This window comes from Xenorhabdus innexi (genome assembly GCF_002632485.1).
Taxonomy (GTDB): Bacteria; Pseudomonadota; Gammaproteobacteria; order Enterobacterales; family Enterobacteriaceae; genus Xenorhabdus; species Xenorhabdus innexi.
Genome location: NZ_NIBU01000015.1, coordinates 26,611 through 47,405, shown reverse-complemented (window position 1 = coordinate 47,405; position 20,795 = coordinate 26,611). Strand labels below are relative to the sequence as shown.

At 43.9% G+C, this 20,795-nt stretch carries 19 protein-coding genes and 4 tRNA genes; 15 read left to right on the top strand and 8 right to left on the bottom strand.

Annotated elements, in window-relative coordinates; all coding sequences use genetic code 11:
• Window positions 1-117: 117 nt before the first annotated feature.
• From Xinn_RS08395 to Xinn_RS08380, 4 genes are all read left to right on the top strand, one after another.
• Window positions 118-194, top strand: a tRNA-Arg gene (locus Xinn_RS08395).
• Window positions 195-269: 75 nt separating this feature from the next.
• A tRNA-His gene (locus Xinn_RS08390) sits at window positions 270-345 on the top strand.
• A gap of 16 nt (window positions 346-361) precedes the next feature.
• Window positions 362-448, top strand: a tRNA-Leu gene (locus Xinn_RS08385).
• A 33-nt stretch (window positions 449-481) separates the two neighbouring features.
• Window positions 482-558: transfer RNA gene (locus Xinn_RS08380), tRNA-Pro, on the top strand.
• Between the two features lie 791 nt (window positions 559-1,349).
• Here the strand turns inward: Xinn_RS08380 and hemY are convergent.
• The 4 genes from hemY to hemC are packed head-to-tail and all read right to left on the bottom strand — an operon-like array spanning window position 1,350 to window position 5,489.
• Entirely contained in the window at window positions 1,350-2,558 is a 1,209-nt protein-coding gene (hemY, locus tag Xinn_RS08375) for a protoheme IX biogenesis protein HemY (protein WP_086955057.1), read from the bottom strand.
• Window positions 2,559-2,560: 2 nt separating this feature from the next.
• Window positions 2,561-3,742 (bottom strand): uroporphyrinogen-III C-methyltransferase, encoded by a 1,182-nt coding sequence (gene hemX / locus Xinn_RS08370; RefSeq protein WP_086955058.1) that lies wholly within the window; start codon window positions 3,740-3,742, stop codon window positions 2,561-2,563.
• A gap of 20 nt (window positions 3,743-3,762) precedes the next feature.
• Complete coding sequence (hemD, locus tag Xinn_RS08365; RefSeq protein ID WP_086955059.1) at window positions 3,763-4,533, bottom strand: uroporphyrinogen-III synthase; 771 nt, start codon at window positions 4,531-4,533, stop codon at window positions 3,763-3,765.
• On the bottom strand, window positions 4,530-5,489 hold the full coding sequence (hemC, locus tag Xinn_RS08360) for a hydroxymethylbilane synthase (protein ID WP_086955060.1): 960 nt from the start codon (window positions 5,487-5,489) through the stop codon (window positions 4,530-4,532). The genes hemD and hemC overlap by 4 nt, the downstream gene beginning before the upstream one ends.
• A 659-nt stretch (window positions 5,490-6,148) precedes the next feature.
• Between hemC and Xinn_RS08355 the strand changes: the two genes are divergently transcribed.
• A complete protein-coding gene (locus Xinn_RS08355) occupies window positions 6,149-8,782 on the top strand; it encodes a class I adenylate cyclase (RefSeq protein ID WP_086955061.1) in 2,634 nt (877 codons plus the stop codon).
• A gap of 118 nt (window positions 8,783-8,900) precedes the next feature.
• Here the strand turns inward: Xinn_RS08355 and cyaY are convergent, their stop codons facing one another.
• The gene (gene cyaY, locus Xinn_RS08350; protein ID WP_086955062.1) at window positions 8,901-9,218 is read right to left on the bottom strand and encodes an iron donor protein CyaY; all 318 of its coding nucleotides are present in this window, start codon (window positions 9,216-9,218) and stop codon (window positions 8,901-8,903) included.
• 79 nt (window positions 9,219-9,297) lie between these two features.
• Between cyaY and lptM the strand changes: the two genes are divergently transcribed.
• The 9 genes from lptM (at window position 9,298) to Xinn_RS08305 (ending at window position 16,874) form a co-directional block, all read left to right on the top strand.
• A complete protein-coding gene (lptM, locus tag Xinn_RS08345; protein WP_169923553.1) occupies window positions 9,298-9,504 on the top strand; it encodes an LPS translocon maturation chaperone LptM in 207 nt (68 codons plus the stop codon).
• A 61-nt stretch (window positions 9,505-9,565) separates the two neighbouring features.
• Window positions 9,566-10,390 carry a diaminopimelate epimerase gene (gene dapF / locus Xinn_RS08340; protein WP_086955064.1) on the top strand — a complete coding sequence of 275 codons (825 nt, stop codon included), beginning with the start codon at window positions 9,566-9,568 and terminating at the stop codon, window positions 10,388-10,390.
• 24 nt (window positions 10,391-10,414) lie between these two features.
• Window positions 10,415-11,119 carry a DUF484 domain-containing protein gene (locus tag Xinn_RS08335; RefSeq protein ID WP_086955065.1) on the top strand — a complete coding sequence of 235 codons (705 nt, stop codon included), beginning with the start codon at window positions 10,415-10,417 and terminating at the stop codon, window positions 11,117-11,119.
• Window positions 11,116-12,030, top strand: coding sequence for a tyrosine recombinase XerC (gene xerC / locus Xinn_RS08330; RefSeq protein WP_086955066.1), 915 nt, complete (start codon window positions 11,116-11,118; stop codon window positions 12,028-12,030). The genes Xinn_RS08335 and xerC overlap by 4 nt, the downstream gene beginning before the upstream one ends.
• Complete coding sequence (gene yigB / locus Xinn_RS08325) at window positions 12,030-12,746, top strand: 5-amino-6-(5-phospho-D-ribitylamino)uracil phosphatase YigB (RefSeq protein ID WP_086955067.1); 717 nt, start codon at window positions 12,030-12,032, stop codon at window positions 12,744-12,746. The genes xerC and yigB overlap by 1 nt, the downstream gene beginning before the upstream one ends.
• Window positions 12,747-12,811: 65 nt before the next feature.
• On the top strand, window positions 12,812-14,977 hold the full coding sequence (gene uvrD / locus Xinn_RS08320; RefSeq protein ID WP_086955068.1) for a DNA helicase II: 2,166 nt from the start codon (window positions 12,812-12,814) through the stop codon (window positions 14,975-14,977).
• A gap of 94 nt (window positions 14,978-15,071) precedes the next feature.
• Window positions 15,072-16,022 carry a magnesium/cobalt transporter CorA gene (gene corA / locus Xinn_RS08315; RefSeq protein ID WP_099137640.1) on the top strand — a complete coding sequence of 317 codons (951 nt, stop codon included), beginning with the start codon at window positions 15,072-15,074 and terminating at the stop codon, window positions 16,020-16,022.
• A 202-nt stretch (window positions 16,023-16,224) separates the two neighbouring features.
• Entirely contained in the window at window positions 16,225-16,452 is a 228-nt protein-coding gene (gene vapB, locus Xinn_RS08310) for a type II toxin-antitoxin system VapB family antitoxin (protein ID WP_086955070.1), read from the top strand.
• Window positions 16,449-16,874, top strand: a complete 426-nt coding sequence (locus Xinn_RS08305) for a type II toxin-antitoxin system VapC family toxin (RefSeq protein WP_086955071.1) — start codon at window positions 16,449-16,451, stop codon at window positions 16,872-16,874. The genes vapB and Xinn_RS08305 overlap by 4 nt, the downstream gene beginning before the upstream one ends.
• Before the next feature lie 83 nt (window positions 16,875-16,957).
• Here Xinn_RS08305 and rarD read toward each other — a convergent pair whose 3' ends face one another.
• The 3 genes from rarD to Xinn_RS08290 all read right to left on the bottom strand — a co-directional run bounded on the left by rarD (window position 16,958) and on the right by Xinn_RS08290 (window position 19,658).
• Window positions 16,958-17,848, bottom strand: a complete 891-nt coding sequence (gene rarD / locus Xinn_RS08300; RefSeq protein ID WP_086955072.1) for an EamA family transporter RarD — start codon at window positions 17,846-17,848, stop codon at window positions 16,958-16,960.
• Window positions 17,849-18,149: 301 nt separating this feature from the next.
• Window positions 18,150-18,806: a hypothetical protein gene (locus Xinn_RS08295; RefSeq protein ID WP_086955073.1), complete on the bottom strand. Its 657-nt coding sequence runs from the start codon at window positions 18,804-18,806 to the stop codon at window positions 18,150-18,152.
• A gap of 366 nt (window positions 18,807-19,172) precedes the next feature.
• A complete protein-coding gene (locus Xinn_RS08290; protein WP_086955074.1) occupies window positions 19,173-19,658 on the bottom strand; it encodes a thioesterase family protein in 486 nt (161 codons plus the stop codon).
• Between the two features lie 256 nt (window positions 19,659-19,914).
• Here Xinn_RS08290 and pldA point away from each other — a divergent pair, with 256 nt between their 5' ends.
• Window positions 19,915-20,775 carry a phospholipase A gene (gene pldA / locus Xinn_RS08285; protein WP_086955075.1) on the top strand — a complete coding sequence of 287 codons (861 nt, stop codon included), beginning with the start codon at window positions 19,915-19,917 and terminating at the stop codon, window positions 20,773-20,775.
• Window positions 20,776-20,795: the final 20 nt, after the last annotated feature.

The following is a 20,795-nucleotide window of genomic DNA, read 5'->3' as shown; positions in this document are numbered from 1 at the left end:
AAGTGTTGTCTTTATCAACGAAGTGAGTAAAGCATAATCAAACGCACCATTTCTTTAAAAAAAGCACTGGACAGTTGGAGATTAAATCCGTACTATCCTCCACCGCAACGGCGTTAAGCGCCCGTAGCTCAGCTGGATAGAGCGCTGCCCTCCGGAGGCAGAGGTCTCAGGTTCGAATCCTGTCGGGCGCGCCATTTAAAGCGTGCAAGAGCAGTGACAATGGGTTATCGTGGTACGGCGTTGTAAGCAGTAATAAAAGATATGTTATGGTGGCTATAGCTCAGTTGGTAGAGCCCTGGATTGTGATTCCAGTCGTCGCGAGTTCGAGTCTCGTTAGCCACCCCATCTTTTTTATGACATAGCGAGGGTGGCGGAATTGGTAGACGCGCTAGCTTCAGGTGTTAGTGTCCTTACGGACGTGGGGGTTCAAGTCCCCCCCTTCGCACCATAAAAAAGAAAATAAAGTATCTTTAAAAAATTTCGGCGAGTAGCGCAGCTTGGTAGCGCAACTGGTTTGGGACCAGTGGGTCGGAGGTTCGAATCCTCTCTCGCCGACCAAATTCTTAAGAAAGGCCCTGCTTTTGTAGGGCCTTTCTTATTGTATTTTAAGAAAATAAAAAACATCCCCCTTTCTCTTAATCTCCTTTCTTTTCTGATAATTATTTTTATTTAAAATAAATTGTTTTTATAAGTTTGGGTCTTTATTAACTTTTTGTTTTTTAAAAATTTTTAATCTATATGTTGTATTTCAACGACAAATGAGACCTTCCGGTGTCTCCAATGAGAGACGTGTAACTAATTGATTATATTTAGGTGTGATTAAGATGCTGAATTGGCGTCTCAAATAAGAGACAGTATTTGGGATGTTTTGTAGAAAGATAACATATCCATTTAGTCTCTTATGCTGTTTTTTTATCTGATGGGCTTTATATTTCCGCCATCATCGCCATCATCGCCATCATCGCCATCATCGCCATCATCGCCATCATCGCCATCATCATATAGTATTTATGTGTGCGGTATTTGATTGATAGAAAATTTGGCATGAAAAATGCATTAACTAAAACTGTAGATACTCATCCCACTCCTTATGACAGTATAGCTTCATAAACCTCGGGATGATGTAGAGCTGATTGTTGGTGCCTATGGTCCATGTTATAGATGAGTAAGTCTATTGTCTTTTCATCACGAACCGGACATAACGTTGAGTGAGGCACTATCCGTCTGTAGACCTGATTGTATTTATGCACCTGTCTTATCGCGGCAGGTGTTTTTTTTTGCCATGATTAACGACGATATTCCTGTCGGCATTGTTAACCATGGCAAATCTGAAAGGTTAAGGTAAAAGCTTATACTTCTTCTGTAGCACTTTCTCGCTTCAGTGTCAGCATAAAGCCTTTAGTGCGTATCTGAGCTGCTTCTTCGCGTTTATGCAGCCTGTCCAGTGCATCAGCAAGCCAGGCGTAGTCATGGGCATCAGGACGTTGTGCAAGAGCTGCCTTAAATGCTGTTTCTGCTTTAGCCCATTCGCCATGACGTAATGCTAGTTGCCCCACTGTACTGTTCAACAAAGGCGTTGCACCATGTTGTTTCAACAAATGTGCCAGCGATTTTTGTACTGCCTCGGGGTTACCTACTTTTAAGTGAGGAAGCAGCAGTAACAGTCGGTCATCATATTGTTGTTTTAATCCGTCGAGAATAATCTGCTGTGCAGTTTCATGGTCATTACATTCGATCAAATGTTCGGCTATCGCAACCTGTAGTGCTGTTTCATTGCGGATCTTGCGATGTTGATCTTTCCACCATGCTTTTAACCCGGCACTGCCTTTTTCTGCCATGACCTGATTCATCAGCCCGATATAAGCCTGTTGATGCAGTTGAGCCATTTGCTCTTCGTTATACAGGTCGGCTTTCTTTATCGAAGGTAAAATATCAATCAGGGACTGATAGGCTCCTGAACGCATATACGCCTGTTCAGCCAGTCGCAACACTTCCGGGTGCCGTGGAGCTGTATCCAGTAACTTATCTACACTATTACGGGCTGCATGAATTTCACCCTGCGCTAATTGGATGCGTGTGCGGGTAATATCGACAGGAAGCTGATCTTTATCAGCAACTTCGGCGGCACGTTCGATATATTGATTGGTGCGGAAATAATCCCCGCGCTGTTGTGCCGCTTCTGCGGCAAGCAGGTAGTTAACGACAGGATCTTCTGCATGGTCAGCATTACGTGTCATTAAATGTTCAACCTGCCTGAAGTCGCCTTCGGCCAGTTTGAGTAATGCCTGTCTGGTTTGTAAACGGGCACGGTTACGCTTATACCCGCCAAAGATCCAGCTATGGGTAAAAGTACCGGTGCGTCTTAGCCTGCGATAGCACCAGCCGATAAAAATCAGCAAGAATTGCAGTAGCAGGAACATAATCACTAAACCGGTCACGCTGGTAGTAATATCGTAACTGTCGGTCTGGATAAGGACGTATCCCTGATGCCCGGACAGGAAAGGGCCGAGCACAACACCAATGATAAGGATGATAAACAGTAATAATATTTTTAGCATATTCAGCCCTCCTGCACGGATGTTTCCGCCTGACTGGTTTCACTTTCAGGTTTTGGCTGATGGTAAGCTTCTGGCGAAGGCTGAGAAGCAGGCTGATAGATACGCTTACGTACTAAATCGGCCAGAATAGGCTGACTGCTTAACTGTTCTGGCATTTCAATAGAAAGAGGCTGTTTTTCCAGAGTTTTTATTTCGTCCAGAAAGGTGATTGTGTCGGGTAATGATGTATCAAAGTAAGCGTTTACCCAAGTTGAAACAGATTCCAGTGAATCTTTATAAGTATCAAGTTGTCGGCGGGGAACCGCCTGAGCTGCGATCAGCAATTTAGACCGAATGTTTTCCCGCAGATAGACTTCTTGGTTTGGTGCTAATAATGCTACTTTCGAACCATCACGCGGTTTAATTGTGATGAAGTTATCCATGAAACTGTGCCAACTTCTGCTCAGGTTCTGGCGCCAGTCAGAAAGTGAGGCACTGACTTCTTTACCGTCTTCATCCATTGGCTTACCCTGCTCGACTTTATCAACCAAAGATAAATTATCTACCTGATTTGATAGATTATTCAGGGTTAAAATGATGCCATCCAGATCGACTTGTTGAATTTTGGACAGCGCATCAATATCTGTCTTAATGGCTGAACGGGCGGGCATTAAGCTGGAATCATTCATGTCTGCGAGCGTGTTGTCAGCATCTTTTAACAGTGCAATAGCCGTAACAACATCCTGATCACTCCATATCTTGCGACTGGCCATTTTCACGAGGAAATTTGCCTGTGCCAGCCGCCAGTTTTCAACGTCAGAACTTGTAACAGCAGACACCCGGTTCCGGAGTTCTGCAATATGGCTGTCCACCTGCTCGATTTGTTGCTGGTTTTTAGCTCCGGATTCCTGTAGTTCCTGTTTTAACTGTTCAATTTTGCTCTCAGTAGCCTGCTTATCGGCAGATTGCAGTTGTGTGAGGGAAGTAATCTGCGTTTGCAGAGCGAGATTTGCAGCGCTTAATGCCGCGTTCTGCTGCTTATTGTGATAATAAAGATAAAGCCCACCGGCGCCTATTGCCAGCGCAATGGCAATTGAGAGAGTACTGCCCACCCATCCATAATTTCTGGATTTGCGAGGCGCCTTTTCAGGCTGCTGAGGGTGTTTTGTCTCAACCGCATCAGTGGATTTCTTTTGTTCCGTCATAATGGACATCCCATATTGGTTTATTCCAGCGCCTGCATTAAGGCGTCATTATCTGCGCTCTTGGCTACTTTTATTGCTTGCCAGCCCAGTGTCCGGGCGATACTGGCCAGGCGTTCACTGACCACAATCAGTCGGCAATTTAATAACCACGCTTTGCTCTTACTACTCGCATCAGTCGCATCAGCGCTATCATCTTCAATAACTAAGTTATATAACAGTCGTAACATTTCGCCACTGGTAATAACGATGGTTTTTATACCACACTGCTGCCAGTGATGGCTGAATTCAGTTGAATGATATTTGACAGGCTGACGTGCATAACATTCACAATAGTCAACTTCTCCTCCCCTTGCCCTCAGGGTTGAAGCAATGACTTCACGGCCCCCATTCCCCCGGAGTAATAAAATTTTTTTATTCTCCACATGCTGTAGGGTGGGAAGTTGCAGCAAATCCTCACTTGTTTCTCCCTGCTCTGACCAGAGAATGTTTTTCCCTGTTTTTTGGCGAAAAAACAGGGAGGTTGATTTGCCTATACCATAATAAGATAGCCCGTCAGACCATGACAGGCTATCTTGCCTGAGCTGCTCACAGGCATAGTGAACGGCATTTTTGGATAGCAGAAAAACAAAATCACCTGCCGATAGCCTTTGCAGTTTATGAGACAGCAAGGGCAAATCAGCCCCCGGATGAATTGAAATAAGTGGCGCACTGAATGCCATCTTACCAATGGCTTTTAACCGATTAACCAATTCTTCTCCTGCGGGAGCAGGGCGGGTGATTAAGATACTCATGCAGGTAGATCTCTCTGATAAACGTCAGCCAGAATCTGGCGGGCACCTTTCTCCAGTAATTCTTCGGCCAGTGAAATACCTGCCTGACAAGCCTCTTCGGATGACACGGCGCTATCGCTGCTGATGATTCTTTCGCCCCGAATGACGGCACTGCCATCAGGGGCACCAACAAGCGCACGTAGCCAGATATTACTGCCCTGCCAGATGGCATAACTGCCAATCGGAACCTGACATCCCCCTTCCAGACGGGTATTCATGGCTCTTTCAGCAAGGACACAAATTTCCGTGCTTCTGTGATTTAAAGGTGCAAGCAATTCACGGGTCTGTATGTCATCCAGACGGCACTCAATACCGACAGCCCCCTGTCCGACAGCCGGAAGCAGTAATTCCGGCGCCAGTGGCATCCGGATACGATCTTCAAGCCCTAACCTTTTAAGTCCGGCAGCAGCCAGGATAATTGCATCATAATCACCCTTGTCCAGTTTGCCTAAACGAGTGCCGACATTGCCGCGCAAATCGCGGATCACAAGATCAGGGCGTAACCGGCGAAGCTGACACTGACGGCGCAAGCTGGATGTCCCGACAATACTGCCGACGGGAAGGTCATCAAGTGAGGCGTATTCTACTGAAACAAAAGCGTCCCGTGGATCATCCCTTTCACAGATTGTGACCAATCCCAAACCATCAGGAAATTCGACAGGGACATCTTTCATAGAATGAACGGCAATATCTGCTCGATTTTCAAGCATTGCCAGTTCCAGTTCTTTTACGAATAATCCTTTGCCCCCAACTTTGGCGAGCGGAGTATCAAGGATGACATCTCCACGGGTGATCATAGGAATTAATTCGACCGTCAAATCAGGATGAAAATGTTCTAATTGCTTTTGAACATATTGAGCTTGCCACATAGCCAGTGGACTTTGGCGAGTCGCAATGCGAATGGTTTTCATTGTCATGGATAATATATTGGATAATTGTATTAATTAACGGCAATTGGAGGTTTTTAACCTCAGAAGTGAAAAATAGAACAGTAAAAATAGATCTCTTTTAACACTTCGATAATGTTTTTTCCAGTTAAGAAAAACGTGAATAGTATATAAATATACAGCTTTAATTGGTAAAAATAATTTTAAATATTAAAATAATATTTTAATAAAATAGAGAAAATAAACAAAAAGATTGATTTAAAATCAAATTGCTATTTGTTATTTATCTTTTGTGAAGAAAAATAAAGATGTTTATCAATTAAAATTAATGAAAGGGTTATCTAAAGGTCTCTGTTTACAATATGTTACCTGATAGATATAGAAAATAGCTGAATATAATGCCTATTTCAAAAAAACATATTTTAGTGTCAAATTTGTGATTAACTTAATACTTTACAATGAGTTAATTGATGATTTGGGGTTGTGGGTCAGGCTAAAAAGTGGTATTGCGGGCTTTACGCTTTGGCAGCAAGGTGTTAAATTGATCACGTTTCCGACAATAAGTTTGTAAAAAAAATCTAAAAATAATTTTTGTAAATTACACGTTAACAAAAATAAAGCGTTAACGGATGTGGGCCTTAGCGGAAACTGGCGATTGTAAGCACTGGAACTGAAGCAGGCAAAAAATCTTGTATCTTTATATTGAAACGCTAAAGCAGCGGCTGGATGCAATTAATCAGCTTAGGTTAGAACGTGCGACTGACTCGATGAGTGCCACGTTTAAGCAGGTTTATAATTTAATTCCAGTATTATTACATTATCATCACCCAATGATGCCGGGTTATATCGAAGACGGTGTTCCCCATGGCGTTTCTTTTTTTATACCTGATGAAAACCAGAAATTCTGGATTAACGATCTTAAATATCCACTTGCCGATATTTTAGCGCATACCTCTAAGGGTGAACTGCCAATTACAGGGGTTTACTCCATGGGCAGTACCTCCTCTATCGGGCAAAGTTGCTCTTCTGATCTGGATATCTGGGTCTGCCATCAATCCTGGCTGGATAATAGTGAAAAAAATTTACTGGAACAAAAATGCAATTTAATACAACAGTGGGCAGCTTCACTGGGTATTGAGGTTACATTTTTTCTGATAGATGAGAATCGTTTTCGTCATAATACCGGTGGTAGCCTGAATGGTGAAGATTGTGGCTCAACTCAGTATATCCTTCTGTTAGATGAGTTTTATCGCACTGCGGTCTGCATGGCAGGCAAACGACTGCTGTGGGCGATGGTTCCAGTGGAAGAAGAAGGGAATTACGACGAATATGTCACCTCTTTATACGCTCGGGGAGTTTTAACACCCAATGAGTGGCTGGATTTGGGGGGGCTGGATGAGCTATCAGCAGAAGAGTATTTTGGTGCCAGTCTATGGCAACTTTATAAAAGCGTCGATTCACCTTATAAAGCAGTATTGAAAAGCTTGTTACTGGAAGCCTATTCCTGGGAATACCCCAATAGTAAGTTGCTGGCGATGGAAATGAAGCAGCATTTCCATGCAGGTTCGATTGTTTCCTATGGCCTTGATGCGTATAGCATGATGCTTGATCGTGTCACCCGTTATCTGACTGCGACTAATGATATGACTCGGCTGGATTTAGCCAGACGCTGCTTTTACCTGAAAGTTTGCGAAAAAACTCAGGGCAATGGCCGTCAGCATGGTAGTCATGAGCATGATAGTCATGAGCATGATAGTCATCGAACTCAGGAATGCACCGGATGGCGGTCTCTGGTTGTTTCTCAGCTAGTAAAGGCGTGGGGATGGGATAGCGATAAACTGGCGATGCTGAATAGCCGTAATGAATGGAAAATCGAGCAGGTGCGTGCGGCGCATAATGAATTGTTGGATACCATGATGCAGAGTTACCGCAACCTTATCCGTTTTGCCCGACGTAACAACTTAAGCGTCAGTGCCAGCCCGCAGGACATAGGCGTATTGACCCGTAAGTTGTATGCGGCATTTGAGGCACTGCCCGGCAAAATCACATTGGTTAACCCACAAATTTCACCGGATCTGTCTGAGCAGGATCTGACATTTATTTATGTTCCGCCCGGTCGGGCAAATCGTAGTGGCTGGTATCTTTACAATCGCGCTCCCACAATAGAATCCATTATTGGTCACCAGCCACTGGAATATAATCGTTATTTAAATAAGCTGGTGTCATGGACATATTTCAATGGGTTACTGACTGAAAAAACCCGTCTCCATATCCGTCATGGTGAATCTCAGGTTGATAAAAAGAAACTTGAGGATTTAGTCAGAGATGTTTCCACTCACTTTCCGATTCGTTTGCCAGCTCCGACACCAAAGGCATTATACAGTCCCTGTGAAATCCGCCATCTGGCTATTATTGTCAATTTAGAAACTGACCCAACGACACATTTTTCCGATCAGGTTGTGCATTTTGACTTCAGAAAGTTAGATATATTGAGTTTTGGTGAGTCACAGCAGTGTCTGGTGAGCAGCATCGATCTGCTTTACCGTAATTCATGGAATGAAGTGAGAACGCTGCATTTTAATGGTGAACAATCCATGCTGGAAGCGCTGAAAACAATATTGGGCAAAATGCATCGTGATGCCGCACCACCAGAAAATGTTGAAGTTTTTTGTTACAGTCGGCACTTGCGCGGGTTGATTTGTACCCGCATCAGGCAACTGGTTTCGGAGTGTATCGAATTACGTCTTTCCAGTAACAGTCAGGATCTGGATCGCTGTAAGGTATTACGTATTTCCGGCCAAACCTGGGGATTGTTTTTTGAACGGCTGAATGTTTCGGTACAAAAGCTGGAAAATGCAGTGGAATTCTACGGTGCAATTTCAAACACCAAACTGTATGGCCTGCCAATAAGAGTTGATAACAAAGAAAGACAGTTGCCTCCTGCTATTGATGGCTTTGCCTGCGAAGGAATAATTCAGTTTTTCTTTGAGAATATTGAAGGTACTCAGGGCTTCAATACCTATATTCTTGATGAATCGAACAGTGTAGAGATTTATCCCCATTGCGAAGGAAGTAAAGAAGAGCTGGTGCGTGATGTCAGCCGTTTTTATTCATCTTCCCATGATCGGTTCACTTATGGCTCCAGTTTTATCAATTTTAATCTGCCACAGTTCTATCAGATCGTAAAGAAGGGTGAGCGTACTCATGTAGCGCCATTTATGGATGGGAAGTCACCGCTGGAGCATGAGACTGAAGCCATTGCTGAACGGGAGAAGGATGAAAAAATCAGGGCAAATGGTCAGTACCATTCTTATCACTATTGAGTTCCATGGGTAATTATAAAAGTGCCGTACTATGGATACGGCACAGCATGTCGATAATTGCAGTATGCAGATAGTTGTACAAGATGCAGATAGTTGTACAAACGGTATAAAACGCTAACTAAAACAGAAAAGGTTCGCCACTCTGGTCGGTGATTGCCTGTCCCAGCATGGAAAGAAAATCGTTGCTGCTACGGTCGCAAACCCACTGGTTATCGCGATAATCGAAGTGATAACCGCCATTTTTAGTCGCCAGCCAGATTTGATGAAAAGGTTCCTGTCGATTGATAATGATTTTGCTGCCATTCTCAAAACTTAGCGTCATTACACCGCCATTAGTTTCACAGTCAATATCTGCATCACCTTCATAATTATCCAGTTGTTCTTCAATATGTGACATCAATTGATCGGCTAATTGATGAAATTCGCTATCGTTCATATTCATTTCCTATTTGCTTTTCAGGGCCTAACTGCGATTATAGAGAGTATTGGCGTATGAATCACAGGCATTAATTATGATGAACAAACAATTCCGTTGGTCGCTGGCTATCATAACATTACTCTCTGTTACAGGTTGTGGCCTGAAAGGCCCTCTTTATTTCCCTCCGGCAGAACCAGCGGCTCCTCAGATTTCAGTAAATAAAGCACAGTCTGAGGATCATGCTTCTCAGGGCATCACCTCTAAAAACGATATTTCTAAGAACAGTACCTCAGCGAGCGCTTAATAAGTGTGAGCAGGTGATGGGCTTTCGGCTTTCATTGGAGTGGCTTTTATTGGAGTAGAAAATGCAATTCTCCAAAATGCATGGTCTTGGCAATGATTTCATGGTTGTTGATGCAGTAACCCAGAATGTTTATTTTTCACCGGAATTAATTTGCCGGTTGTCAAACAGGCATACTGGCGTGGGGTTTGATCAATTGCTGGTTGTTGAAGCGCCTTACGATCCTGATTTAGATTTTCATTATCGTATTTTCAACGCGGATGGCAGTGAAGTATCTCAGTGTGGTAATGGTGCACGTTGTTTTGCCCGTTTTGTCCGTTTGCGGGGGCTGACGAATAAGCGTGATATTAAAGTCAGTACACAGGCAGGCCATATGGTACTGAGCATTACTCACGATGATCACGTTTGTGTCAATATGGGGGAGCCTGTCTTTGAGCCACAGTCTGTTCCCTTTCGTGCTAATAAAGCAGAGAAAACTTATATTATACGGGTGATGGATCGCACTGTGCTTTGTGGTGTCGTATCAATGGGGAATCCCCACTGTGTTATTCAGGTTGATAATGTGGATACGGCAGATGTTGAGGTGCTCGGCCCTGTTCTTGAATGCCATGAACGCTTTCCTGAAAGAGCGAATATTGGCTTTATGCAGATTGTAAGTCGTAACCATATCCGATTACGTGTATTCGAACGGGGTGCCGGAGAAACTCAGGCATGCGGCAGTGGCGCTTGTGCGGCTGTTGCGATTGGTATTCAGCAAAGTCTGCTGGATAAACAGGTTCGCGTAGATTTACCCGGAGGTCCTCTGCAAATTCGCTGGGATGGGCCAGGGCAGCCACTTTATATGACCGGGCCTGCAACTCACGTTTATGACGGTACAATTCACTTGTAATTGTGGAATATAAGGCATTGGAAAATGGGTAAAGAAAATGAACCATTGCACACTGAAAGCATATTGGATGATCAGCGGGTGGTGGATTATCTGCTGAATAACCCCGGTTTTTTTATCCGTAATGCTAATGCGGTTGAAAGGATACAGGTTCCTCATCCGGTGCGTGAATGTGTTTCTCTGATGGAATGGCATATGAGCCGCCAGAGAAAACGGATTGGTTATCTGGAAGAAGATCTGGTTAATCTGGTGGAACAGGCAAAACAGAATGAGATGCTGTTTAACCGTTTGTTGCAATTGCTTGCTGAGCTTTCTGCTGCTGAAAGTTTGCAGGGCTTTCTTTCCCATTTAAGTAGCTGGTCGAAAACACTGGGTCTGAGTAATTGCTATATCCGGCTGTTTTCTGATAAATGGTTGCTTGGTGCTCCTCTGAATGCGCCGGATTTGGCGATATCACGTAATGCTTTTGAGTCTGTCCGTATTCAGCGATTTGGTGACAGTAACCATTATCTTGGCCGATTACACGGCCCGGAAATTTTATTGTTGATGCCTCAGGCCCGTCATGTCGGTTCTGTCGCGGTGTCTCTTTTAGGAGCGCAGGGAGAACTGGGAATGGTTATCTTCAACAGTCATGATAAACAACATTATTACGAAGGTATGGGAACAGATATGCTGGATCAGTTAGCGAAACTGTTACCGGGGTTGCTGTCCCGTTGGGTCGAGCGAGCATGAGCCAGCCAATTGATTCACTCCTTGAGCCGGTAGAGGGTTTCTTACACTATCTGCGGGTTGAACGCCGTTTAAGCCCGATGACAATAATCAACTATCGCCGGAATCTGACGGTACTGGCAGAAATGTCGCTGGAAATGGGAATTGCCGATTGGCAGGAACTTGATGTCACCAAAATCAGAATGTTCGCTACCCGCAGTCGTCGGGCCGGATTACAATCTGCCAGCCTTGCTTTGCGTCTTTCTTCCCTGCGTAGTTTCCTCGACTGGATGGTAACGCAGGAAAAAATAGCAGTTAACCCGGCTAAAGTTGTCAGCACTCCACGTAAAAAACAGCACCTGCCTAAGAACATGGATGTGGATGAGGTGAACCAGTTACTTAATATTGACCTGAATGATCCATTGTCTGTGCGTGACAGAACCATGATGGAAGTCATGTATGGTGCGGGGTTACGTTTGTCAGAACTGGTTGGGCTGGATTGCCGTCATCTGGATTTGGAAGGCGGTGAGGTCTGGGTATACGGTAAGGGCAGTAAGGAACGTAAAGTCCCTGTCGGCAGAGTTGCACTGGAATGGCTGCATCGCTGGCTGGAAATGCGGGAGTTGTTTGAGCCGGAAGATGATGCCGTTTTCATTTCCAGCCAAAGTGGTAAACGGCTATCCACTCGCAATGTGCAGAAGCGGTTTGAGCAGTGGGGAGTTCGACAGGGAATAAACAGCCATATTCATCCCCATAAACTGCGCCATTCGTTTGCGACACATATTCTGGAATCCAGTGGTGACCTCCGGGCAGTACAGGAACTGTTGGGTCATGCAAATTTATCTACTACCCAAATATATACCCATCTGGATTTTCAACACTTAGCCAAAGTTTATGATGTGGCTCACCCCAGAGCAAAAAGAGGGAAATCATAATGCATTTTTATCGGCCTCTCGCGCCATTTGCGGCGATGACATTCGATCTGGATGATACACTTTATGATAATCATCCGGTCATCGATAGAACCGAAAAAGAAGTATTGTGTTTTATCAGGCAGTACGATACCAAATTCAGCCATTTTGACCGTGAAGATCTGCATGTATACCGTCAGGCCGTTCTTGAGATGGAGCCTGAAATATACCACGATATGACATTATGGCGTCGGCAGTCCGCAGAGCTGATGTTCAGCTATCATGGTTTTAACCGCGAAGAAGCAATGCGTGGTGCAGATGAGATTATGTCCTGTTTCACTTATTGGCGTAATCAGATTACAGTACCGGAATCCACGCATAATACTTTATCGGTACTGGCAGAAAAAATGCCGCTGGTGGCGATCACCAATGGCAATGCAGAACCTGCGGAGTGCGGTCTTGCCTCTTATTTCAAATTTGTGCTCAAAGCGGGCGTGGACGGGCGTTCCAAACCCTGCCCGGATATGTATCATCGGGCGGCTGAACGGCTGGCGTTGCCGACAAACCAAATCCTGCATGTTGGTGATAATCTGGAGACAGATGTTGAAGGCGCAATTCGTAGTGGCATGCAGGCGTGCTGGATCAATATTGAAAATAAAAATCTTATGCAGGAACCGGAAGGGCGACTGGTGCCACATGTTGAGATTTCTGACTTGGATTCTTTGATCGCACTGATATAATTTCAGACTGTAAATCTGTATAAAAAAACAGTGACAACGGTCATTGCTAACAACTGATGGTAATTATGGACGTCTCTTATCTGCTCGAAAGCCTGAATGATAAACAACGTGAAGCCGTTGCAGCACCCCGTACTAATATGCTGGTACTGGCCGGAGCCGGTAGTGGTAAAACCCGCGTATTGGTACACCGGATCGCTTGGTTACTGTCAGTTGAACATGCCTCACCTTTTTCCATTATGGCGGTAACTTTCACTAATAAAGCCGCCGCAGAAATGCGCCATCGTATTGAACACCTGATTGGCACCAGTCAGGGCGGCATGTGGATTGGCACATTTCATAGTCTGGCGCATCGTTTACTGCGGGCTCATCATTTAGATGCCAATCTGCCGCAGGATTTTCAGATTCTGGACAGTGACGATCAGCTGCGTCTGATCAAACGGATCATCAAAGCGATGAATCTGGATGATAAACAGTGGCCTGCCCGTCAGGGCATGTGGTACATCAACGGCAAAAAAGATGAAGGTCTGCGTCCTCGCCATATTGAAAGCTATGGTAATCCGGTGGAAGTCACATGGCTGAAAGTCTATCAGGCCTATCAGGAAGCCTGTGATCGTGCCGGATTAGTCGATTTTGCTGAGCTGTTGTTACGCGCTCATGAGCTGTGGTTGAATAAGCCGCAGATATTACAGCACTACCGTGATCGTTTTACTAATATTCTGGTAGACGAATTTCAGGATACCAACAGTATTCAATATGCATGGATTCGCCTGTTAGCAGGTGATTCCGGCAGAGTCATGATTGTCGGTGACGATGATCAGTCTATTTATGGCTGGAGGGGAGCGCAGGTAGAAAATATCCAGCGTTTCCTGAAAGACTTCCCCGCTGCGGAAACTATTCGTCTGGAACAGAATTATCGTTCTACCAGCAATATACTTAAAGCGGCCAATGCCCTGATTGCACATAACAGTGATCGGCTCGGTAAAAATCTATGGACAGAAGGCAGTGAGGGAGAGCCAATCTCACTTTATTCGGCTTTCAATGAATTAGATGAGGCTCGTTATGTGGTCAGTCGTCTGAAAAACTGGCTGGATAACGGCGGGGCTTTGAAAGAATGTGCGATTCTGTATCGCAGTAATGCTCAGTCCCGCGTATTGGAAGAAGCTTTGTTGCAGGCTTCTATGCCTTACCGGATTTATGGTGGTCAGCGCTTCTTCGAACGGCAGGAAATCAAAGATGCGTTATCTTATCTGCGGTTGGTATCCAATCGTAATGATGATGCAGCCTTTGAGAGAGTCGTTAATACACCAACCCGGGGAATCGGGGACAGGACACTTGATGTTGTGCGCCAGATGGCGCGTGATCAGCAGAAGACACTCTGGGAAAGCAGCCAGTTGCTGGTTCAGGAAAAAATACTGGCAGGGCGTGCGGCCTCGGCCTTGCAGCGGTTTATTGAATTAATTAATGCGCTGGAAACGGAAACAGAGGAAATGCCGTTGCACGTCCAGACTGACAGGGTTATCCGGGACTCAGGCCTGTGGGCGATGTACCAACAGGAGAAAGGTGAGAAAGCACAGGCGCGTATCGAAAACCTTGAGGAACTGGTGACTGCGACCCGCCAGTTCAGCTATCAGGACGAAGACGAAGATTTGATGCCGTTGCAGGCTTTTCTGTCTCATGCAGCGCTTGAAGCAGGGGAAGGACAGGCTGATGCCTATCAGGATTCTGTCCAGTTGATGACCCTGCATTCGGCGAAGGGGCTGGAATTCAGGCAGGTTTTTATCGTTGGTATGGAAGAAGGTATGTTTCCAAGCCAGATGTCCATTGATGAGGGAGGGCGTCTGGAAGAAGAGCGCCGTCTGGCTTATGTCGGTGTGACAAGGGCCATGGAAAAATTGACTCTGACCTATGCCGAAAGCCGCCGTTTATACGGTAAAGAGGTCTACCATCGCCCATCCCGTTTTATCGGCGAGTTACCGGAGGAATGCGTGACTGAAGTTCGTCTGAGAGCAACGGTATCGCGGCCTGTGAGCCATAAACGGCTGGGAACACCGATCAGCGCCAGTGACAGCGGCTATGCTTTAGGGCAACGAGTCCGCCATCCTAAATTTGGCGAAGGGACGATTGTTAATATTGAAGGCAGTGGGGAGCATTGCCGTTTGCAGATCGCGTTTCAGGGTGAAGGTATCAAGTGGCTGGTCGCCGCTTATGCCAGACTTGAAACCGGCCAATAATAATCCGGTCGAATGTTGACAGACTTTTTCTTCTAAGCGTAGTAACATTCGCGCCTTACGATGAACGTAGGGAGTATAAGGAGACTTATGGTACATGCTGAACGCATTTAAATTAGAGAATAATCGCCTGCTCCGTCTTGAACTTGAAGAAGGTGATACATTATCCGACTCCATGTGGGTAGATTTGGTCGGGCTGGGAGATGATGATCGACTCCGGGTTCAGAACGAATTAGGGCAAATTCTGGCGACCCGCACGGAACTGGATGATATCGAGGCTTCGGCCCGTTTTTTTGAAGATGAAGATGGTCTGCACGTTCACTCATTCTTTTACTTTGAAGACGCCGAAGACCATGCTGGTAACTCGACAGTCGCATTTACCATTCGTGACGGTCGTCTCTACACATTGCGAGAGCGTGAACTCCCTGCATTCCGATTATACCGAATGCGCGCCCGTAACCAGACGATGGTTGACGGGAATGCTTATGAACTTCTGCTGGACTTATTCGAAACCAAGATCGAACAGCTGGCAGATGTCATTGAAAATATCTACAGTGTGCTGGAATCCCTGAGTCGGGTCATTATGAACGGTAAACAAGGGGACGAATTCGACTCGGCTTTATCTAACCTTGCCGAGCAGGAAGATATCGGCTGGAAAGTGCGCCTGTGTCTGATGGATAGCCAGCGTGCCCTGAACTTCCTTGTACGCCGTACCCGTTTGCCTGCTAATCAGCTAGAACAGGCGCGTGAGATCCTGCGGGATATCGAATCCCTGTTACCACATAACGAATCTCTGTTTCAGAAAGTTAACTTCCTGATGCAGGCGGCGATGGGCTTTATTAACATCGAACAGAGCCGGATTATCAAAATATTCTCCGTTGTTTCTGTTGTGTTCCTGCCTCCGACGCTGGTGGCTTCCAGCTACGGTATGAACTTCGAATTTATGCCGGAGTTACACTGGACATTCGGCTACCCTGGGGCTATCGGCCTGATGATCGCTGCGGGACTGGCTCCTTACCTTTACTTTAAGCGAAAGAACTGGCTATAACCATTCCGGTTTTTACTTCTTAACCCGCTGTTTTATCTGCTTTTATACTGACTCCGGTTATATGGTTTACTATATAACCGGAAACTGTCTCTCGTTATACTGCGATTTGAAAGAAACATACTCCTTGTGATTGTACATATATTGACCTTTCTTAAAGGTTGGCATATGTTATACATATGCTTGTTATAGTAGGAGATTGACTATGAGAATTGTTGCTGTTTTTAAAAATGGAAATAATCGTGCTATTCGCTTACCTAAAGATTTGGATTTTGAAGGCGTTAATGAGTTAGAGATCATTCGAGAAGGCGAAACTATTATATTACGTCCGGTAAAACCCAGCTGGTATTCATTTTTATCTGAAGAGAAAGCTGACGAGGATTTTTTATCTGAACGCCCGGATGTTATTGAGGAAGGTCGTGTTCAGCTATGAAAAAAGTTTACATGCTGGATACAAACATTTGCTCATTCATTATGCGTGAACAGCCTATTGCAGTAATAAATCAATTACAGCGATGTGTGATGCATAACCACCCAATAGTAGTATCCGCCATTACTTATTCAGAAATGCGTTTTGGGGCAACTGGGAAAAAAGCCTCTCCCAAACATGTTGTGTTGGTGGATGAGTTTTGTAAGCGTCTGGATAGTGTTTTACCGTGGGATAAATCTGCGGTAGATGTAACAACAAAAATAAAAATGGCGTTGGCTGCTGCTGGTACACCAATTGGACATAATGATACGGCTATTGCCGGACATGCTTTATCTGTAGGGGCTACATTGGTAACAAATAATACCCGTGAATTTTCACGTGTAGTCGGATTACCATTAGAAGATTGGACTGCGATATACCAATAATTCACTAATATGTTGATTAAAAGAGCTGACCCAAATTTTCAATAATGTATTGGGTCAGCTTTGGACTTATGAGAGATAACCGATTACTTCCGCAATTTATGTTGTGTATAAAGTGCATCCAGTGTAAATAAAATCAGGGCTGCCCAGATAAAGCCGAATGTGACTAAACGGTCTGACCCGATTTTCTCACCATAAACCAGCGTTGCCAGCAGGAACATCAGAGTTGGTGCCAGATACTGGAAAAAGCCCAGCGTAGATAAACGCAGATGACCCGCCGCAGCGGTAAAAAACAGCAACGGTACTGTTGTAATAATACCCGCAGCAATTAATAACAGATTCAGGGATGCTGTATTATTCAGCATATTACTTGTTGGGGTATGGGTGAAAAACAGCAGATAAGCCAGCGCAACCGGGAATACCCAAATAGTTTCTATCAACATGCCGGTTTGTGCATCCACGCCCAGCTTTTTACGGATCAGACCATACAGGGCAAATGTCGTTGCCAGATACAGACCAATCACAGGCACAGAGCCAAACTGCCATAGCTGAATAAAGACACCGGTGAATGCCAGCCCCACCGCAACCCACTGCATACGACGGAATCGCTCACCAAGGAATATCATTGCAAACAGCACACTGACCAGAGGATTAATGAAATAACCAAGACTTGCTTCCAGCATGTGATTATTGTTGACTGCCCAGATATAAACCAGCCAGTTACTGGCAATAGTAAAGGCGGTAATACCTAACATCAGCAGGTTTTTTGGTTGCTTTATTACAGTCGAAACCTGACGCCAGTGACGAGTGATTGTCAGCATCAGCACCATAAAGAAAACAGACCAGATAACACGATGCGATACGATTTCATCGGGTGGCACGTACTGTATTTCTTTGAAATAGATGGGAGCCAACCCCCAAATCAGGTAAGCACCTAAGGCATATAAAATACCTTTGGCTGTCTGTGGTTCGTTCATAATATCCTTGAATGTTCAGAGAGTGTTCAGAAAAAAATGAGAAGAACATCATAGATGTTAGCTCATAGAGCCGTACAATGTGTCATTGGGTTGAGTAATTTACAAGAGGTTAATCGTGGGAATAATAAATAAAAACTTTCCTTTTACGTAACTGGTGTTTAATTCCAATTTAATATGTATTATTGGAATTATAATCTATTCTCATGTGATAAATTGACTTTTTAATCAGTGTTCAGCGCTATGAATAGAATATAAGAATTCACTAAGTGGTCAGTAAAGTTTACACATTTACACTATCGCATTATCTGAACCCCATTATTGTTTTAATCGGTGATTTAAATTTATCAGGGCAGTCCAAATCTCGTATTTTAACAGCAAGATCATTGTTTCTTAATTCATTACATAATTGTGCAATATCTTTCGGAGTCCAGTAGATGTTTTTTCCGTATCCTATGTTTTGTACAGGTGTTAATGAATTCTCGACGCCGCCTGCTTTTAATATGCTGGCGACCATTGTTGCACAATTTTTGTTAATAGGGTTGTAGCTGTGACTTATCTGGTGATTGCCATACCTTTTCCCATTATAGATTTCATTCTTTTTAGCCTGCATTTTTTCAACATCTAAGCCAATGAGATAATATTCCATATGAGGATGTACCTTAAAATCACTCTGAGTATTATTGAGAATTCCCTGCACAGATATAGTGCCTCGGAATACATTGGAATCACCCATGAAACTGACATAATTATTATCTTGCGGGAGTGATGGCCGTTGTACGGATGTTGATTGCGTAGGGAATTCTGTTATCCCGATTGACCAGGGGCATTTGGGAACTCCACCAATATAAATAGCAGCGTGTCCTACAGGAAATCTATGGCAGGGATACCAGATATAGACAACCGCAGAGACAGGAGTTCCTGTGAGAATGGCTTGTTCTGCTTTATTTGATGGTGGCATATTCTGCCTCCTCATTCCTTTCTATACCGCTCAGGGCATATGCGATTTGCAAGCCGGAGCACAGCGGTTATGGTGATACTATATATAACAGCAAAATTGTTGTCCACTTGCCACTTGCTATGTCTGTTTCTGTCAAATTTGATATCTGTTTAAGTAAATAATAGTTAATTATTTTTCTTTGAAATTTTAATAAATTACCTATTTATTATATTTAAATTTGCAGCCTAATATTATGTTCTTTAATTGCTATTTGTTTGAGATTACGCAATATTCTCTATTTTTAGATTGAGGAAGGAAAAGACATAAATTATAAAGTAAAAAGGAATGAGTTATTTATCACATTCCTTTATTTAAAAATATTAAACATTACCCAACCAAATACGTTCCTGTTGCACTTGCAATATGCACTTGTTTTTCATTGTGTAATTCTATTCTGGCAACAGAGACTTTATTACCGGCACGGATAATATTACTGCTGGCAGTAAATTTTTCTCCACGTCCGGGACGCAGATAGTCGACACGCAGGTCTATAGTACCGACAGTAGACAGGCGATTTTTGATCTCTTCTATCGTGACTGTTTTCATCATGCTCAGTATACTGCCGGCACAGACTAAACCACCTGCAACATCAAGTATTGACGCTATAGCACCACCGTGCAGGATCTGCTGAACCATATTACCCATCAGTTTAGTCTGGCTGAAAAATTGAAGTTCTGCATAGTCCTGTTCAAAACGAATTAACTCAAGCCCTAAAAGCTGGTTGAATGGCATATGGTAAATAAAAAAATCCCCTATAACTTTACGAGCCTCTTCTTGTGTTAAAGGCTGAGTTGGGTGCTGTATCGTTTCCATGTTGAAATTCCTGATAATTATAAAAATAAATTGAATATCATTAGAGAGTTAGTTTTAGTTAATAACTTGTTAAGTTTATGCTTTTATTTATCATCTTGCCAGTCTGAGAAGTACTTCGAAAAACAATTCATTGAGGAAAAAGTTACTATAAAAAAACCTCATTTCGAGTTTAGAATATCCCAGTGATTTTTTGCTCTTAATATTATTATCTTCTTACTTCTTTATCTTTGAACTATCACAATTAGGAAAACCAGAAATGCAATTGCGGTGGAAAATACTGGTTATCAGCTGTTTATTATCAACATTCTCTTATGGCTCAGATAAACAAGCTGATGTAGTTAGGGGTAGTGTAATTTCGGCGATGCTGCAAGAATATGATTCGCCTTTCATGCTCTACCCCTATGATACAAATTATATTATTTATACTTATAGTACCCGCGTAAATAAACAGGCAATCAGCAGTTATGACTGGGCTGATAACGCCCGTAAGGATGAAGCTCACTTTCAGGTCAGTTTTGGTTTCCCAATATGGCGAGGTATTTTGGGTGAAGATTCATTACTGGGGGCTTCTTATACACAGCGTTCATGGTGGCAGCTCAGTAATAAAAAAGAGTCTTCTCCATTCCGTGAAACGAATTATGAACCGCAGCTATTTCTGGCATGGTTAACCGATTATGAACTGGCAGGCTGGCATTTGCGGGAAATTGAAGCGGGAATCAACCACCAGTCTAATGGGCGTTCGGAATCCACTTCCCGCAGCTGGAACCGGGTTTATGCACGGTTGATGGCACAGAAGGGAAACTGGCAGGTCGATCTGAAACCCTGGTATCGCCTGACTGAAAGTAACAGGCGTGATGATAACCCGGACATGAACCGTTATATGGGGTATTATCGCCTGAAAGTCGGCTATTACTCGGGAAAAAGTGTATTTACCCTACAGGGGCGCTATAACTGGAACAGCGGTTATAGTGGCGGAGAGCTGGGCTGGAGTTATCCTCTATCTAAACATGTCCGTCTTTATGCTCAACTATTCAGTGGGTATGGCGAATCAATGATTGATTACAATTTCAGACAGACCCGATTTGGTATCGGTGTTATGCTGAATGATATGCTGTAATTGATTAATATATAATTGTT

What these genes read in the sequence shown, in the direction of transcription:
- hemY (WP_086955057.1), bottom strand. Translation starts at nt 2,558, where the DNA reads ATGCTAAAAATATTATTACTGTTTATCATCCTTATCATTGGTGTTGTG.
- hemX (WP_086955058.1), bottom strand. Translation starts at nt 3,742, where the DNA reads ATGACGGAACAAAAGAAATCCACTGATGCGGTTGAGACAAAACACCCT.
- hemD (WP_086955059.1), bottom strand. Translation starts at nt 4,533, where the DNA reads ATGAGTATCTTAATCACCCGCCCTGCTCCCGCAGGAGAAGAATTGGTT.
- hemC (WP_086955060.1), bottom strand. Translation starts at nt 5,489, where the DNA reads ATGACAATGAAAACCATTCGCATTGCGACTCGCCAAAGTCCACTGGCT.
- cyaY (WP_086955062.1), bottom strand. Translation starts at nt 9,218, where the DNA reads ATGAACGATAGCGAATTTCATCAATTAGCCGATCAATTGATGTCACAT.
- lptM (WP_169923553.1), top strand. Translation starts at nt 9,298, where the DNA reads ATGAACAAACAATTCCGTTGGTCGCTGGCTATCATAACATTACTCTCT.
- dapF (WP_086955064.1), top strand. Translation starts at nt 9,566, where the DNA reads ATGCAATTCTCCAAAATGCATGGTCTTGGCAATGATTTCATGGTTGTT.
- Xinn_RS08335 (WP_086955065.1), top strand. Translation starts at nt 10,415, where the DNA reads ATGGGTAAAGAAAATGAACCATTGCACACTGAAAGCATATTGGATGAT.
- xerC (WP_086955066.1), top strand. Translation starts at nt 11,116, where the DNA reads ATGAGCCAGCCAATTGATTCACTCCTTGAGCCGGTAGAGGGTTTCTTA.
- yigB (WP_086955067.1), top strand. Translation starts at nt 12,030, where the DNA reads ATGCATTTTTATCGGCCTCTCGCGCCATTTGCGGCGATGACATTCGAT.
- uvrD (WP_086955068.1), top strand. Translation starts at nt 12,812, where the DNA reads ATGGACGTCTCTTATCTGCTCGAAAGCCTGAATGATAAACAACGTGAA.
- corA (WP_099137640.1), top strand. Translation starts at nt 15,072, where the DNA reads ATGCTGAACGCATTTAAATTAGAGAATAATCGCCTGCTCCGTCTTGAA.
- vapB (WP_086955070.1), top strand. Translation starts at nt 16,225, where the DNA reads ATGAGAATTGTTGCTGTTTTTAAAAATGGAAATAATCGTGCTATTCGC.
- Xinn_RS08305 (WP_086955071.1), top strand. Translation starts at nt 16,449, where the DNA reads ATGAAAAAAGTTTACATGCTGGATACAAACATTTGCTCATTCATTATG.
- rarD (WP_086955072.1), bottom strand. Translation starts at nt 17,848, where the DNA reads ATGAACGAACCACAGACAGCCAAAGGTATTTTATATGCCTTAGGTGCT.
- Xinn_RS08295 (WP_086955073.1), bottom strand. Translation starts at nt 18,806, where the DNA reads ATGCCACCATCAAATAAAGCAGAACAAGCCATTCTCACAGGAACTCCT.
- Xinn_RS08290 (WP_086955074.1), bottom strand. Translation starts at nt 19,658, where the DNA reads ATGGAAACGATACAGCACCCAACTCAGCCTTTAACACAAGAAGAGGCT.
- pldA (WP_086955075.1), top strand. Translation starts at nt 19,915, where the DNA reads ATGCAATTGCGGTGGAAAATACTGGTTATCAGCTGTTTATTATCAACA.